Source organism: Pseudomonas urmiensis, from assembly GCF_014268815.2.
In the GTDB taxonomy this organism is placed as follows: domain Bacteria; phylum Pseudomonadota; class Gammaproteobacteria; order Pseudomonadales; family Pseudomonadaceae; genus Aquipseudomonas; species Aquipseudomonas urmiensis.
Genome location: NZ_JABWRE020000001.1, coordinates 170,149 through 184,753 on the forward strand (window position 1 = coordinate 170,149; position 14,605 = coordinate 184,753).

At 62.6% G+C, this 14,605-nt stretch carries 12 protein-coding genes and 3 pseudogenes; 11 read left to right on the top strand and 4 right to left on the bottom strand.

The window, feature by feature from the left end; genetic code table 11:
- Positions 1-8 precede the first annotated feature (8 nt).
- Positions 9-296 carry a DUF3565 domain-containing protein gene (locus HU737_RS00775; protein WP_186554155.1) on the bottom strand — a complete coding sequence of 96 codons (288 nt, stop codon included), beginning with the start codon at positions 294-296 and terminating at the stop codon, positions 9-11.
- Between the two features lie 14 nt (positions 297-310).
- On the opposite strand from HU737_RS00775, the gene HU737_RS00780 reads away from it, so the two are divergent.
- The 3 genes from HU737_RS00780 (at position 311) to HU737_RS00790 (ending at position 2,677) form a co-directional block, all read left to right on the top strand.
- A complete protein-coding gene (locus HU737_RS00780; RefSeq protein WP_186554154.1) occupies positions 311-796 on the top strand; it encodes an FKBP-type peptidyl-prolyl cis-trans isomerase in 486 nt (161 codons plus the stop codon).
- Positions 797-942: 146 nt separating this feature from the next.
- On the top strand, positions 943-1,425 hold the full coding sequence (locus HU737_RS00785) for a glutathione peroxidase (protein ID WP_186554153.1): 483 nt from the start codon (positions 943-945) through the stop codon (positions 1,423-1,425).
- 148 nt (positions 1,426-1,573) lie between these two features.
- Positions 1,574-2,677, top strand: a complete 1,104-nt coding sequence (locus HU737_RS00790; protein WP_186554152.1) for an NADH:flavin oxidoreductase — start codon at positions 1,574-1,576, stop codon at positions 2,675-2,677.
- On the opposite strand, the gene HU737_RS00795 is transcribed toward HU737_RS00790, so the two are convergent.
- Entirely contained in the window at positions 2,646-3,863 is a 1,218-nt protein-coding gene (locus HU737_RS00795; protein ID WP_186554151.1) for a glycosyltransferase family 4 protein, read from the bottom strand. The genes HU737_RS00790 and HU737_RS00795 overlap by 32 nt on opposite strands.
- Before the next feature lie 269 nt (positions 3,864-4,132).
- Here HU737_RS00795 and HU737_RS26485 point away from each other — a divergent pair.
- A pseudogene (locus tag HU737_RS26485) lies at positions 4,133-4,765 on the top strand (PAS domain-containing protein); the annotation flags it as partial.
- Positions 4,766-4,942: 177 nt separating this feature from the next.
- Positions 4,943-5,359, top strand: a pseudogene (locus HU737_RS26490) (methyl-accepting chemotaxis protein); the annotation flags it as partial.
- A 40-nt stretch (positions 5,360-5,399) separates the two neighbouring features.
- Here HU737_RS26490 and cysZ read toward each other — a convergent pair.
- Positions 5,400-6,128: a sulfate transporter CysZ gene (cysZ, locus tag HU737_RS00805; protein ID WP_186554149.1), complete on the bottom strand. Its 729-nt coding sequence runs from the start codon at positions 6,126-6,128 to the stop codon at positions 5,400-5,402.
- A gap of 328 nt (positions 6,129-6,456) precedes the next feature.
- Here cysZ and trxB point away from each other — a divergent pair, with 328 nt between their 5' ends.
- Positions 6,457-7,419 carry a thioredoxin-disulfide reductase gene (gene trxB, locus HU737_RS00810; RefSeq protein WP_033701267.1) on the top strand — a complete coding sequence of 321 codons (963 nt, stop codon included), beginning with the start codon at positions 6,457-6,459 and terminating at the stop codon, positions 7,417-7,419.
- A gap of 239 nt (positions 7,420-7,658) precedes the next feature.
- Here trxB and nadC read toward each other — a convergent pair whose 3' ends face one another.
- Positions 7,659-8,507 carry a carboxylating nicotinate-nucleotide diphosphorylase gene (nadC, locus tag HU737_RS00815; RefSeq protein WP_186554148.1) on the bottom strand — a complete coding sequence of 283 codons (849 nt, stop codon included), beginning with the start codon at positions 8,505-8,507 and terminating at the stop codon, positions 7,659-7,661.
- Between the two features lie 224 nt (positions 8,508-8,731).
- On the opposite strand from nadC, the gene HU737_RS00820 reads away from it, so the two are divergent.
- From HU737_RS00820 to HU737_RS26500, 5 genes and pseudogenes are all read left to right on the top strand, one after another.
- Positions 8,732-10,897 (top strand): DUF1631 domain-containing protein, encoded by a 2,166-nt coding sequence (locus HU737_RS00820; RefSeq protein ID WP_186554147.1) that lies wholly within the window; start codon positions 8,732-8,734, stop codon positions 10,895-10,897.
- A 93-nt stretch (positions 10,898-10,990) separates the two neighbouring features.
- A complete protein-coding gene (gene ampD, locus HU737_RS00825; RefSeq protein WP_186554146.1) occupies positions 10,991-11,557 on the top strand; it encodes a 1,6-anhydro-N-acetylmuramyl-L-alanine amidase AmpD in 567 nt (188 codons plus the stop codon).
- Positions 11,554-12,384, top strand: coding sequence for a regulatory signaling modulator protein AmpE (gene ampE, locus HU737_RS00830; RefSeq protein ID WP_186554145.1), 831 nt, complete (start codon positions 11,554-11,556; stop codon positions 12,382-12,384). Before ampD ends, ampE begins: the two co-directional genes overlap by 4 nt.
- A 1,122-nt stretch (positions 12,385-13,506) precedes the next feature.
- A pseudogene (locus HU737_RS26495) lies at positions 13,507-13,713 on the top strand (HAMP domain-containing protein); the annotation flags it as partial.
- Positions 13,714-13,863: 150 nt separating this feature from the next.
- Positions 13,864-14,568, top strand: a complete 705-nt coding sequence (locus tag HU737_RS26500; RefSeq protein ID WP_404690440.1) for a methyl-accepting chemotaxis protein — start codon at positions 13,864-13,866, stop codon at positions 14,566-14,568.
- The last annotated feature ends 37 nt before the right edge of the window (positions 14,569-14,605 follow it).

Genomic DNA, 14,605 nt, shown 5'->3' on the forward strand with positions numbered 1-14,605 from the left:
GCAAGGGATCAATCGCCAAGGGTATCGCTATCGGCCCCTTGAGCGCACCAGCCACAATCGAATAGCTGGCCGATGCGCTGTTCGCGCAGCGCTGCATCGAGCACCCAGGGCCGGGCCTGCCACGGCGGTTGGTGGCGCAGATGCTGGGTGTGGCCGCAGGACAGATCGACTACCCAATGGCCTTCTTCGTCCTGATGAAAGCCTGTGACCCGACTGACGGGTCGCCCATCGTGGGCGGTGCGTTCGCAATCGGGCGATGCCTTGGTTACACTTGTCCGCTCTACATTCTTTTGCAAAAGGTCTCGCCCCCATGCCGATCGCCGCCAACAAGGCTGTCTCCATCGACTATACCCTGACCAACGACGCCGGGGAGGTCATTGACAGCTCCGCCGGCGGCGCGCCGCTGGTTTACCTGCACGGTGCTGGCAACATCATCCCAGGCCTGGAAAAAGCCCTGGAAGGCAAGAACGTCGGTGACGAACTGGAAGTTGCCGTCGAGCCAGAAGAGGCTTACGGCGAATACCTGGCCGAACTGGTCAGCACCCTGAACCGCAGCATGTTCGAAGGCGTCGACGAGCTGGAAGTGGGCATGCAGTTCCACGCTTCCGCTCCGGACGGCCAGATGCAGATCGTCACCATCCGCGACCTGGACGGCGATGACGTCACTGTCGACGGCAACCACCCGCTGGCTGGCCAGCGCCTGAACTTCAAGGTCAAGGTTGTCGATGTGCGTGATGCCAGCGAAGAAGAAATCGCTCATCGCCACATCCACGGCGAAGGTGGCCATCACCACTGATTTTCTGCGCTAAGCTCAGAGAGTCGCCAGGCGCTCGGGCAAGCCGTACTTGCCCTCCATGGGAGGGTTGACGGTTTGCCCGCGCGCCTTTTTAGTGGGCGCAATTCGCCCCCAGCGACAACCGGGAACCGAGAGGGGATTACATCATGAGTGCATTTCACGACCTGACGTTGAAGGCGTTGGACGGCAAGGACCTGCCCCTTGCACCGTTCAAGGGCCAGGTGGTGCTGGTGGTCAATGTCGCCTCCAAGTGTGGTCTGACGCCGCAGTACGCTTCGCTGGAGACGTTGCACCAGCAGTTCAAGGGCAAGGGCTTCAGTGTCTTGGGCCTGCCCTGTAACCAGTTCGCCGGCCAGGAGCCTGGCAGCGAGAAAGAGATTCAGGACTTCTGCAGCCTCAACTACGGCGTGAGCTTTCCTCTGAGTGGCAAGCTTGAGGTCAATGGCCCGCAGCGCCATTCGTTGTACCGCCTGCTGGCGGGCGAGGGTGCTGAGTACCCGGGGGATATCACCTGGAATTTCGAGAAATTCCTGGTGGGCAAGGACGGCCGCGTGCTGGCCCGATTCGCCCCGCGCACTGCACCGGATGATCCGACGGTGGTGCAGGCGATCGAAAAAGCCTTGGGCTAATTGCCCTGGGGCGCCATTAGAGTGACTAGTGGCTACAACAGCCATCACAGACACTTCGATAGCCCCCGATCACTCCAATCAATAGTGCTGTGCCGGCCATCTGGCGCCCCCTAAGCTCAGGTGAATTTCTCACCTATGGGAGCGCCCGATGTCCACCAACCCGCTGTTCCAACCCTTTACCCTGGGCGCCCTCGAGCTGCCGAGCCGGGTGGTCATGGCTCCTATGACCCGCACCTTCAGCCCCGGTGGTGTGCCGCATGACGGCGTGGTCGAGTACTACCGCCGCCGCGCCGCAGCTGGGGTTGGCCTGATCATCACCGAAGGCACCACGGTCGATCACAAGGCGGCCAACGGATACCCCAACGTGCCGCGCTTTCATGGTGAGGATGCCCTGGCCGGCTGGAAGCGGGTGGTCGACGCCGTCCACGCTGAAGGCGGGCGCATCGTGCCGCAGCTATGGCATGTGGGCAGCGTGCGCCGCCTGGGCACTGAGCCAGATGCGGCGGTGCCAGGCTATGGGCCCAGCGGCAAGCGCAAGGACGACAAGGTCGTGGTGCATGAGATGAGTCACGCCGATATCCAGGAGGTGATCGCTGCGTTCGCCCAGGCTGCGCGGGATGCCCAGGCCATCGGCATGGATGGGGTCGAGATCCATGGCGCCCATGGCTACCTGATCGACCAGTTCTTCTGGCAGGCCAGCAATCAGCGTGATGATGAATATGGCGGTGATCTGGCCGCGCGTTCGCGCTTTGCCATTGAACTGATCCAGGCCGTGCGCGCGGCGGTAGGGCCGCACTTCCCGATCATCCTGCGTTTCTCGCAGTGGAAACAGCAGGACTACTCCGCCCGCCTGGTAGAAACGCCTGAGGCCCTGGCCGCCTTCCTCAAGCCCCTGGCCGACGCCGGCGTGGATATCTTCCATTGCTCGACCCGCCGCTTCTGGGAACCAGAGTTCCCAGGCTCGGAGCTGAACCTGGCCGGCTGGACCCGTAAGCTCACCGGTAAGCCCACCATCACCGTTGGCAGTGTTGGCCTGGATGGCGAGTTCCTGCAGTTCATGGTCGACACCGACAAGGTGGCCAAGCCCGCCAGCCTGGAAGGGCTGCTGCGCCGCTTGGATGATCAGGAGTTCGACCTGGTCGCGGTTGGGCGAGCGCTGTTGGTCGATCCGCAGTGGGCGCAGAAAGTCCGCGAGGGGCGTGAGCAGGAGGTGCTGCCGTTCAGCCGCGAGGCGCTGTCGAGCCTGGTTTGATGGCCATGGCAGAGGCAGTGCCGGTGTTGGCAGGGTGAGCGGGCTGACGAGAGGCGCTACTCAGGTACCCCTCGAACTGCTCGACAATCGCCGGCCAGCCCTGGCGGCTAGCGTGCTGGCGGGCATTGAGGCGGACCCGGCGCAGGGTCTCGCCTTCTTCCAGCAGCCAGCAGGCGGCATCGATGAACGCTGCCTGGTCACCCGGCATGGCCAGCGCACCGCTATGGCCGTGGCGGATGTGCTGGGCGGCAGCGGCTTCGTCGTAGGCGACCACGGCCAAGCCTGAGGCGAGCGCTTCGAGGACCACATTGCCGAAGGTTTCAGTGAGGCTCGGGAACAGAAACAAGTCGCCGCTGGCATAGTGCTCGGCCAGCACCTCACCCCGTTGAGCTCCGCAAAACACCGCATCGGGCAACTGCTGCTCCAGGCTGGCGCGTTGTGGGCCGTCGCCAACCATGATCAAGCGCAGGCGCCTTTGTGGATAAGTGCGCTGTAGCGCCTCCATGCACGGGCGCAACAGGGAAAGGTTTTTCTCTGCCGCCAGCCGCCCGACATGCAGCACGGCGAGGTCGTCCGGCGCCAAGCCCCACTGCTCGCGCAGCGCCTGACTGCGCCGGGCTGGATTGAACAGGCAGGCATCGACGCCGCGCGCCATTAGCGCCAGGCCCACGAACCCCCGCCGCTCCAGTTCCAGGCGCTGGCTGATGCTCGGTACCAGCGTGGTTGCCGTGCGCCGGTGGAACCAGCGCAGGTAGTGGGTCAGCAGCCGCGCCAGCAGACCCAACCCGTATTGCCCGGCATATTGCGCAAAGTTGGTGTGAAAGCCGCTGACTACAGCGATCCCCAGGCGCCGCGCGGCACGCAGGGCACTCAGCCCGAGCGGCCCTTCGGTGGCGATGTACAGCACGTCCGGCCGCTGTCGGCGCCAACGCCGCCACAGCTTGTGCACCGAGACGCCGCCCCACTGCAAGCCCGGATAACCCGGCAGCGGCCAGCCCTTGCACAGCAGCAGGTTGTCGTCGTCCTGTGCAGCGGAGTCATCGGCCTGGCGCGGGCGGATGATCTCCACCTGATGCCCGCGTTGGCGCAAGCCGTCGCTCAGCCGGCCAAGGGTGTTGGCCACGCCGTTGATCTCGGGTGGAAAGGTTTCGCTGACCAGGGTGATGCGCAGGCTCGGTGTATTCATGACAAAAAGTTTCCGCGCCCGCTGTTGCGGTTAAGTGACGGCGTTGTGACGGGCAGATGACGGCTGATTTCCGGCTGTTTCGCTTGTATGAATATTTCCTTGCAGCGCACTCAAGAAGGTTGCCGATCCAGCCGATGCAGATGCATTCGAATGGCCGTTTGCGCTCCAGGAGTGCGGTAATGTTCAACAACAAACTCAAGCAAGAAATCCAGCAGTTGCGTGAAGAGCTGCTGTCGATGGAGCAGGTCAAAAGCAGCCTCGACAGCGAGATGCTGGTGCTTCAGCTCGACCCCCAGGGGCGCATCGAAACGGTCAATAGCAACTTTGAGCAGGAAATGCTCTATCGCGCCGAGCAACTGATCGGACGCAACATCGAAGAGATCGTGCCGGCGCATGTGAAGAAGCTCGATTTCTATCAGCGCATGAACAGCGCCATCACCCGAGGCGAGCACCTCAATGGCGCCTTCCGTCTGCTGCGCGGCAATGGCGAGGAGGCCTGGTTGCGCTCGATTCTGCAGCCGGTCAAAGGTAGCGACGGGCGGATCAAGTATTTCAGCCTGCATTCCAGCGACCTGACCCGCACCATCGAAACCTCCCGCGAACACGAAAGCCTGATCAAGGCGTTGATGCGCTCCACAGCGGTGATCGAGTTCAACCTCGACGGCCAGGTGCTGACCGCCAACGACCGCTTTCTCCAGACCATGGGTTATCGCCTGGAGCAGGTGCGCGGCAAGCACCACCGGCTGTTCTGCGAGCCGGAAGAAGCCAACTCGGCCGGTTACCAGGCGTTCTGGGACAAGCTGCGCCGTGGCGAATTCGTGGCTGACCGGTTCAAGCGTATCGATGCCCATGGCCGGGTGGTTTGGCTCGAAGCGTCCTATAACCCGATCATCGATGCCCACGATGTGCTGTACAAGGTGGTCAAGTTCGCCACGGTCATCACCGATCAGGTCAATCAGGAATTGGCGGTAGCGCAGGCCGCAGACATTGCCTACACCACCTCCGTGGGCACCGACGCCAGTGCGCGTAAGGCGACCGATGTGGTCACGCAGACGGTCAGCGTGATGCGCGGGCTGGAAGCCTCGATGCAAGAGGCCGCCGAGGGCATCCAGGCGCTGGACACCCAGTCACGGGTGATCGGCTCGATCATCAAGACCATCAGCGACATCGCTGGGCAGACCAACCTGTTGGCGCTTAACGCCGCCATCGAGGCTGCGCGTGCCGGCGAGCAGGGCAGGGGGTTTGCGGTGGTTGCCGACGAAGTACGGCAACTGGCCTCGCGTACCAGCACCGCTACCGAGGAGATCGCCCGGGTGGTGCAGCAGAACGAGCAGTTGGCCCAGGCCGCGGTGGATATCATCGACACCAGCAAGCGCCAGGCCGAGCAAGGCCTGAGCTTGGCCGGTGAGACCGGGGATGTGATCGTCGAGATTCAGGATGGGGCGAAGAAGGTGGTGGAAGTGGTCGGCCAGTTCTCCAGCCAACTGAGCCACTGATCCGGGTGCCGAGGGGCTGCGCAAGGCAGCCCCACGCTTTTCAGCTACGCTCGCGCACCCAGAACAGGGTGGCCCCGGCCACCGCCGCGGGCATCATCACGATGTTGACGAAAGGAATCAGCAACGCCAGGTAGGTAATCCCACCAAAGCCCATGCTCTGCCAGCGCTTTTGGCGCAGCCAGGCGAGCATGTCCTGCCAGCTCATCTTGTTGTTGTCGGCCGGGTAGTCGATGTACTGGATGGCCATCATCCATACGCCGAAGATCAGCCACAGCGGCGCGGCGATCACGTTCACCACCGGGATGAACGAGAGGATGAACAAACCGAGCGCACGGGGCAGGAAATAACCCAGTTTGCGCATTTCCCGACCGAAGGTACGCGGCACCATGGCCATCAGCTCACCCCAGCTGAAGGCCGGGAAAGTGTCCTCACCGCGCACCACCACCTCGACCTTCTCAGCGAGAAAACCGTTGAACGGTGCGGCGATGATGTTGGCCACCAAGGTGAAGGTGAAGAAAATCATCAACACCAGCAAGGCGACGAACAGCGGCCAGAGGATGTAGGTGAGAAAGCTCAGCCAGTCCGGCAAGGTCGGCATCAGCGTATCGACCCACAGGCTGAATTGGTGTCCGGCGAAGTACACCAAGGCGCCGAACAGCAACAGGTTGATTGCCAGCGGCAGCAGCACGAACAGCCGCAGGTTAGGGCTCAGGACCAGTTTCAGGCCTTCGCGCAGGTACTGGGGGCCGGAAAGGACGGGGGCTTGCATCGAGACGCTCCGCAAAAGAGAAAAACGCGCTGACCTTACCGAGTTTGCCGCGCCGACGAAAGGCGGGCAGACGCCGAGAAACGGGCTGTAACAAAAGCAGGTGGATAATTTCTATCGGTTTTTTGCTTGGATAGAGCCTCTCTATAAGGTGGATTGTCGGAGGATATTTCCTTAATCTCTGCGACCTCGCTACAGTGCGCTCAACTTTCGGTTTTCGGACCTGCGCGTTGTAGCCTTCCCCAAGTGCTGCGTGGGTCCTTTTTATTCCAGCTGCCGCCGCCGGTACATAGATGCCGACCCCGTGCGGCCCGCTCGACAGGAGTTCGACATGTCTGAAGTACGTCATTCGCGCGTGATCATCCTCGGTTCCGGCCCTGCCGGTTACAGCGCCGCGGTGTATGCCGCACGCGCCAACCTCAAGCCGCTGCTGATCACTGGCATGCAGGCTGGCGGTCAGCTGACCACCACCACTGAAGTCGACAACTGGCCGGGCGACCCCCATGGCCTGACGGGCCCAGCCCTGATGCAGCGCATGCAGGAGCACGCCGAGCGTTTCGAGACCGAGATCGTCTTCGATCACATCAACGCCGTAGACCTCGCCAACAAGCCGTTCACCCTGCAAGGCGACAGCGGCACCTACACCTGTGACGCACTGATCGTCGCCACCGGTGCCAGCGCTCGCTACCTGGGCCTGCCGTCGGAAGAAACCTTCATGGGCAAGGGCGTTTCTGCCTGCGCTACTTGCGATGGCTTCTTCTATCGCAACAAGCCGGTCGCTGTGGTGGGTGGTGGTAACACCGCTGTCGAAGAAGCCCTGTACCTGGCCAACATCGCCAGCAAGGTCACCCTGGTGCACCGCCGCGAAACCTTCCGCGCCGAGAAGATCCTGGTCGACAAGCTCAACGCCCGTGTGGCCGAAGGCAAGATCGAGCTCAAGCTCAACGCCACCCTGGACGAAGTACTCGGCGACAACATGGGCGTTACCGGTGCGCGTCTGAAGAACAACGACGGCAGCAGCGACGAGATCAAGGTTGACGGCGTGTTCATCGCCATCGGCCACACCCCGAACACCTCGCTGTTCGAAGGCCAGCTGACCCTCAAGGACGGCTACCTGGTGGTCAATGGCGGCCGTGAAGGCAACGCTACCGCGACCAACGTTGAAGGTGTGTTCGCCGCGGGCGACGTGGCAGACCACGTTTATCGCCAGGCAATTACCTCGGCCGGCGCTGGCTGCATGGCGGCACTGGATGTCGAGCGTTACCTGGACGGGCTGGCTAACGCTTCGTTCTAAGGCATCTGATGCACAACGCTGGGCTGGTCAGCCAAAGCCATTGGCGGCCGGCCTGGCGCTATCGCGGGGCAAGCCCGCTCCCACGTGGTCATGTATACGCGTGGGAGCGGGCTTGCCCCGCGATGCATTTCACAGGCTGAGGCGCATCGACGGGTCTATGAGTTTGGCTTGCCCATAACCCTAGAATCTCCCACGTGGTCATGTATACGCGTGGGAGCGGGCTTGCCCCGCGATGCATTTCACAGGCTAAGTCGCATCGACAGGTCCACCGCCTTTACATCTTTGGTCATAGCGCCAATCGAGATGTAGTCCACACCCGTCTCGGCAATCACCCGCAGGGTGCTCTCGTTGACCCCGCCGCTGGCCTCGAGCTTGGCCTTGCCGGCATTGATGCGCACGGCTTCTCGCATTTCATCCAGGCTCAGCTCATCGAGCATGACGATGTCGGCACCGGCCGCCAGCGCCTGACGCAGCTCATCCAGGCTTTCCACCTCGATCTCTACCGGCTTGCCTGGGGCGATGCGCTGCGCCGCCGCCACGGCCTCGGCCACCCCACCACTGGCGGCGATATGGTTTTCCTTGATCAGGAAGGCGTCGTACAAGCCGATGCGGTGGTTATCGCAGCCGCCGCAGGTCACTGCGTACTTCTGTGCCAGACGCAGGCCAGGCAGGGTCTTGCGGGTATCGAGCAGGCGCACCTGGGTACCCTCGACCAAGCCCGCCAAAAACCGCGCTCGTGTCGCGACACCCGAAAGCATCTGCAAAAAATTCAACGCCGACCGTTCGCCGCTGAGCAGCGAGCGCGCCGGGCCTTCGAGATGGAACAAGGGCTGATTGGCCTTGGCCTGCTCGCCATCGGCTACCTGCCAATGCACCGCCACCCGCGGATCGAGCTGACGAAATACCGCATCGACCCATGCGGTGCCGGCGATCGTGCAGTCCTCGCGGGTGATGATGGTCGCCTTGGCCAGGCGCTCCGCCGGGATCAGCTGGGCGGTAATGTCGCCGCTGCCAATGTCTTCGAGCAGTGCGCGACGCACGTTGGCTTCGATTTCGGCAGTCAGGTCGGCAAGGCGTAGGTTCGGCATGGTCGGCTCCACAAGCTAGATGCCGGCGATTATAGGGCAGGGGGCTGGTGTGTACAGCCGTCCGCAGCCTGACCTTTGGTCAGGGCGGATGAGCAATCTGGGCAAATTGCGGTCATTTACCGGGCTGGGGGTAGAGCGCGCTGGTAGCTGTAAGATTTTTTGTCGATAATAGCGCCCAGTATTTGGCGTCATGACTTTGACGATTTTCCTGCAAGGAGTATGGGATGCATAAAGAAGGCAAGGTGGTGCCCCTGGCGGCGGCCATCGACAAAGGCGTGCGTGCGCCCTTGCCCTGTCTTCCCATCCTGTTACTCCAGGTGCGCGACAAGGCCGCGCTGCACCTGCGCCAGGGTCTGCAGGCGTTGTTCGACAATGCTGACGATACGCTGTTCGAAATGGCCGACAAGGCCGTCGAACGTTGCGATCAGAACCTTTATTTCGAAGCCATGCGCGATCTACGCCTCAAGCGCAAGAGCATCGAACGCGCATTCCTCGACAGTTTTTATCAGGCATTTGCCCAGATGGGCCAAGCCGACCCTTTGCCCTATCTTGGCGTTAGCGAGTTCTTGCGCAACACGCTGCAGCTTGAGCGCGCTGCGGCTATTCAAACCATGCTCGACCGGGTGTTGTCGCGCGAGGGCTTTGCCCTCGGCCAGCTGGGCCTGCGCTTTCAGGCGTTACTTGATCAGGCACTGGATGAGCCGCGTAATCCGTTGGGGCCTGAAGCCTTGTGTGGGTACTTTCTCGACGCCGGGCGCAGCCTGGGAGTAGGCCCCAAGGTCAAACTGATCTTGCTCAAACTGTTCGAGCGCTACGTGCTGCGCGACCTTGACCTGTTGTACGGCGAGGCCAATCAGCTGCTCGCCGCTGGCGGTGTCTTGCCGGAGCTCAAGGCTGCGCCGCGTCGCCGCGCAGAAGACCGACGCCTGGCTGACCGATGTGTCCCAGATTGTCTGGCAGCTGGCGCCGAAACTGATGCCGATAGCGCAGGCCAAGCCTACTTCGCCTCGCTGCAAGCGCTCCTGGCGCCAGTGCGAGGCCGCGTCGCACCGCGGTTGCAAAGCCTGGCTGCCGCCCAGCCCATCAGCACGGCCGATCTGTTGCGCCTGCTGTCGCACCTGCAAAATTATGTGCCGGCCACCGGTGAGCCGGATGACTTCCATCTGGGCCAGCAGCTTGAGCAGTTGCTGCTGCGGGTCAGCGTACGCAGCGGCAGCCGTCGGCGCATCTCCAGCGCCGATGAAGACCTGATCAATCTGGTCGGTCTGCTGTTCGATTTCATCCAGGCCGATGCCAATTTGCCGGTCAATTTACGCGCCCTGATTGGCCGCCTGCACATACCGCTGCTCAAGGTGGCGCTGCTCGACAAAGGCCTGTTCAGCCGCGCCAATCATCCGGCCCGACGCCTGCTCAATGAAATCGCCGCCGCTGCGATTGGTTGGGAAGCTGACCCACAGGGTCCACGAGACAGCCTGCAGTTGCGGGTCGAACGGATCGTCCAGCGCTTGCTCAATGACTTCAACGAGGATCCACGGCTGTTTGCCGAGCTGCTCGAGGATTTCCTCGCGTTCAATCAGGATGAGCGGCGTCGCAACGAGCTGCTCGAGCAACGCACCCGCGATGCTGAAGAAGGCCGTGCCCGTACCTTGCAGGCCCGTCAGCAGGTGCAGCAGGCACTGAATGTGCGCCTGCACGGCCGCGTGCTGCCGCAGGTGGTGGTGCAGATGCTGGTGCAGTCCTGGAGCCAGGTTTTGCTGTTGGCCTGGCTCAAGCAGGGCGAAGCGGGTAGCGCTTGGCTTGACGGGCTGCAGACCATGGATGATTTGCTCGCCAGCATCGCCCCGCACCAGGGCGAGCAGGCCTGTCAGCGATTGCTTCAGCAGGTGCCGGGGCTGCTCAAGGCGCTGCGCGAAGGCTTGGCCAGTGTGGCCCTGGACTCAGCGGCGGCGCGGGAGTTTTTCCTGCAACTGGAACAATTGCACCTGCACGCCTGTACCGAATCGCAGGAGGCTCGAACACCGGCAGCCGACCACGTACTGGTGGCGGATGAAATTGTCTTGGCGATTGCCGACGAGTCGGCCTGTGCTGGGGTGTTGCAGCCTGAGCAGCAAGAGGCAGAGAAGCAACTGGTTGAGCGTCTTCGCGTCGGCAACTGGGTTGAAGTGCTCGATGACGATGAGCCACTGCGCTGCAAGCTGGTTGCCCGGATCGACAGCAGCGATCGCCTGGTGTTTGCCAATCGTACCGGCATGAAAGTGCGCGAATGGAACAGCAGCAGCCTGGCCCAGGCGCTGCGCCGAGGCGAAGTGCGCCTGATCGATGATGGCCTGCTGTTCGAGCGCGCGTTGGACGCGGTGCTCAGCCATCTGCGCAGCCAGCAGGCGCGCTGAAGGCGTGGCCGCAGCACAATCATTTACATGCAAGCGCGATTGTCAGGGGGCATACTGGGTGCCCTATACCTGGTGATCTACAGGATCTGCTCAATGCAATTGGACCGTGCGACAGGCTGGTTTTCCGGCGTTACCCACTGCCCCTCGCCCAACTTCAATAGCCGCCCTGAGGGCGAGGCGATCTCCCTGCTGGTTATCCACAACATCAGCCTGCCGCCTGCCTGTTTCGGCACCGGCAAGGTCCAGCAATTTTTCCAGAACCAGCTAGACCCTGCCGAGCACCCCTACTTTCAAGACATCTGCCAGCTCACGGTATCGGCGCACCTGTTCGTCGAGCGCGATGGCGCGGTGACTCAGTTCGTGTCGCTGCTCGACCGTGCCTGGCATGCCGGGGTATCGCGCTTCGAGGGCCGTGAAGGGTGTAACGATTTCTCGATTGGCATCGAACTGGAGGGGACCGACGAGTTGCCTTACACCGATGCCCAGTACGCCACCCTGGTACAGCTCACCCAAGAGATTCGCGGGGCCTGGCCGGTCATCGGGCCAGCCCGTATTCGTGGTCACGACGAGATCGCCCCGGGGCGCAAAACCGACCCCGGCCCAGCTTTTGACTGGCATCGCTATCGCGTCGATTTGCAGGACAACGAGGTAAATCCATGAGTTTTCTGGTGTTGGTGCTGGTGCTGTGGGTCGAGAAGTTCTCTGCCCTGCGTCAGCGGTTGCAGCGTGATGGTTTCTTCCTCACTGAGCTGGCGCGCCTGGAGCGCAGCGGCAAAGTGCACCCGTGGTGGAGCCTGGCGATCCTGGTGTTGGCGCCGGTAGCGCTGCTGGTGTTGCTGCTGTACGTGCTGGAGCCGGTGGCCTATGGCCTGCTGGCGCTGCCGGTACACCTGTTGGTACTGATCTATAGCCTCGGCCGCGGCGATGCCAAGGCCGCGCTCGGGCCGTTTCGCGACGCCTGGCGACGTGGCGATGACCAGGCCGCGCTGCATGTAGCCGAACGCGACCTGGGGCTGGCGGCGGATGATCCGCAAAGCCTGCTGATCCGGGTTCAAGGCTATCTGCTGTGGCAGGCTTACCAGAGCTTCTTTGCCGTGATCTTCTGGTACTTCCTGCTCGGCCCAGGCGCGGCGCTGGCTTATCGGTTAGTGGTGCTGTGCGCCGAATATAGCGGTCAACCACCGCTCAAGGCCAAGGCCGAACAGCTGCGCCATGTCATGGACTGGTTGCCAGTGCGGGTCTTGGCCCTAAGCTTCGCCCTGGTGGGTAACTTCGTGGCGGTAATGCGCGTGATGCTGCACGAACTGCTCAACTGGCGGATCAGCGCCGGCCACCTGATCGCTCGGGTTGGCCGGGTGGCGGATGACATTCCAGAGCAAGAAGACAGTCAGCGCGGGCTGGCGCGTCTGGATAGCCTGTGGGAGCTGCTGCTGCGCTCGGCGGTGCTGTGGTATGCGGGTTTTGCGCTGTGGACGGTCTTGGTCTGATCAGGCCCGGTGATGCTCGCTAGCGTGGCAGCGGGCTTGCCTCACGATAGCGAAGGTGAGGCCAACAGCTAAGCTGGCGCTTAACCATAAGTTACAAACCTTGGATTGGATCTGCGCTATTAATGGCCACGTGCCACACCGCAGAACAACAATAATCCAAGGAGGTGACCTGTGCAGCGCTTGCTCTATCCGGCCATCGCACTCATGAATCGGCTGAGCTTCGGCCTGAAGTTCAGCCTGATCAGCATCTTGTTCTTCCTGCCCATGCTGGTCACCAGTTTCTATCTGGTGCGCGACGCCTACCGCCAATACCACGCCACCCACGTAGAACTGCAAGGCCTTGGCCCACTGGCCGGTAGCCTGGTGCTGCGAGCCGATCTGGAAACCCTTGGCAACCTTCTGCAAATTAACGCTGTGCTTGGCCAGTCGGGGCAGGCCGGCGATGTCGAGCAACGCATTAAGGCACTGGAGGACAAGCTTGCGGCCCAGTTGCAGGCCTTGCAGTCCAGTGATCCGCTGTTGGAAGACAAGCGTGCGGAGCTGAGTGAGGCGTTTACCCGTGCGCGCGATGAATCTTCGTTGCAGAACAAGGTGGCGTTGTTCGACAAGCTGTTGGGCCAAGCCCAGGTCCTGGCCAAGTTGGTGGCTGCCCAGGCGGGCCTGAGCCAGGACAGCCAGGCCTCGGTGCGCCAGTTGACCGAAGTGCTTGGCACCGCGACGGCCCAGGTCACGCAAACCCTGGGTGAGGGGCGAGCGATGGGCGCCGTTGCGTTAGGCCGAGGGTTCATCGACTCGGCAGGCAGTGCGCGGTTTGAAGACTTGCTGCAACGCCTGGAGCGGCTGGGCGCTGACTATGCCATCCGCCTGGACGATGCCCTGGCCAGTGATTCCCAGGCCAAGGCCATGCTCAGTGCTGCTGCCCTGGCGAGTCAGGCGACCGTCAAGCAGGCGGCGACACTGTTCGAAGACCAGGTGGTGGTGGCCGAAACCCTGGATGCGCCGTGGCCGGCGTTCTATCAAGAGGTCAGCGAGCTGATGGGCCAAACCTATCGCCTCAATGATGCGGTGTTGGCCCAGCTACAGGTGCAATTGCAAGAGCGCCTGGCCGAACACCGCCAGCGCATGATCGCCCTGATCGCCGCCCTGGCCACGGTGTTCGCACTGATCATCTACCTCTACAGCGGCTTTTACGTATCTACCCGTCAGACCCTGCGCGGGTTGGGCGCGGCCATGGATAAAGTCGCCGCCGGCGACATGACCGTGAGCTACCAGGCGCGCAGCCGCGATGAGCTGGGTGAGCTGGGCAGTGCCTTCAATGAGACCGTGCGCAGGATTCGCGAGCTGATTGGCCAGGTCGGCCATACCGTCACTACAGTCGAGGCGCAGGCCGGGCAGGTACTGGCGGTGTCGGTGCGCAGCAACCAGGCGGTGAGTGGCCAGCGCGAGCAGATCGAGCAGGTCGCCACGGCCATGAATCAAATGAGCGCCACCGCCCTGGAAGTCGCCCGCAGCGCGGCGTTGGCTGCCGAGGGAGCACAACAGGTCAACCGTGAAAGCGCCACCGGCCGTGGCCTGGTCGAGCACCAACAAGACAGCATCGCCCGCCTGGCCGGGGAGATCGACCAAAGCGTGGTGACGGTCAATCAGCTGGCCGGCGACAGCCAGGCGATTGGCGGCGTGCTGGCTGTGATTCGCAGCATTGCCGAGCAGACCAACCTGCTGGCGCTCAACGCTGCCATCGAGGCGGCGCGAGCGGGCGAGCAGGGCAGGGGCTTTGCGGTGGTGGCCGATGAAGTGCGCACCTTGGCCAAGCGCACCCAAGACTCAACCGAAGAAATCGCCCAGATGATCCAGCGCTTGCAGGAGGGTGTCGGTGCGGCGGTCAAGGCCATGGGCAGCAGCCATCAGATGGCCGCGGGCACGGTCGACGAAGCCCGCCAAGTGCAGCAGGCACTGGGCAATATCCTCGCCGCGGTGGGCGGGATCGTCGAGCAGAACCAGCAAATTGCGGCGGCGGTCGAGCAGCAGACTGCGGTGGCGCATGACATCGACCAGAACATCGTGGCGATCAATCGCGCAGCCCAGGACACCACGCAAGGGGCTTGTCAGACCGAGGATGCCAGCCGGGCGTTGTCCGGGCAGGTGACCGAGCTCAAGCGCTTGATCGGCGCCTTCAGGGTTTGATCGGCAGGCCTCATCGCGGATGCAACGTGGGAGCGGG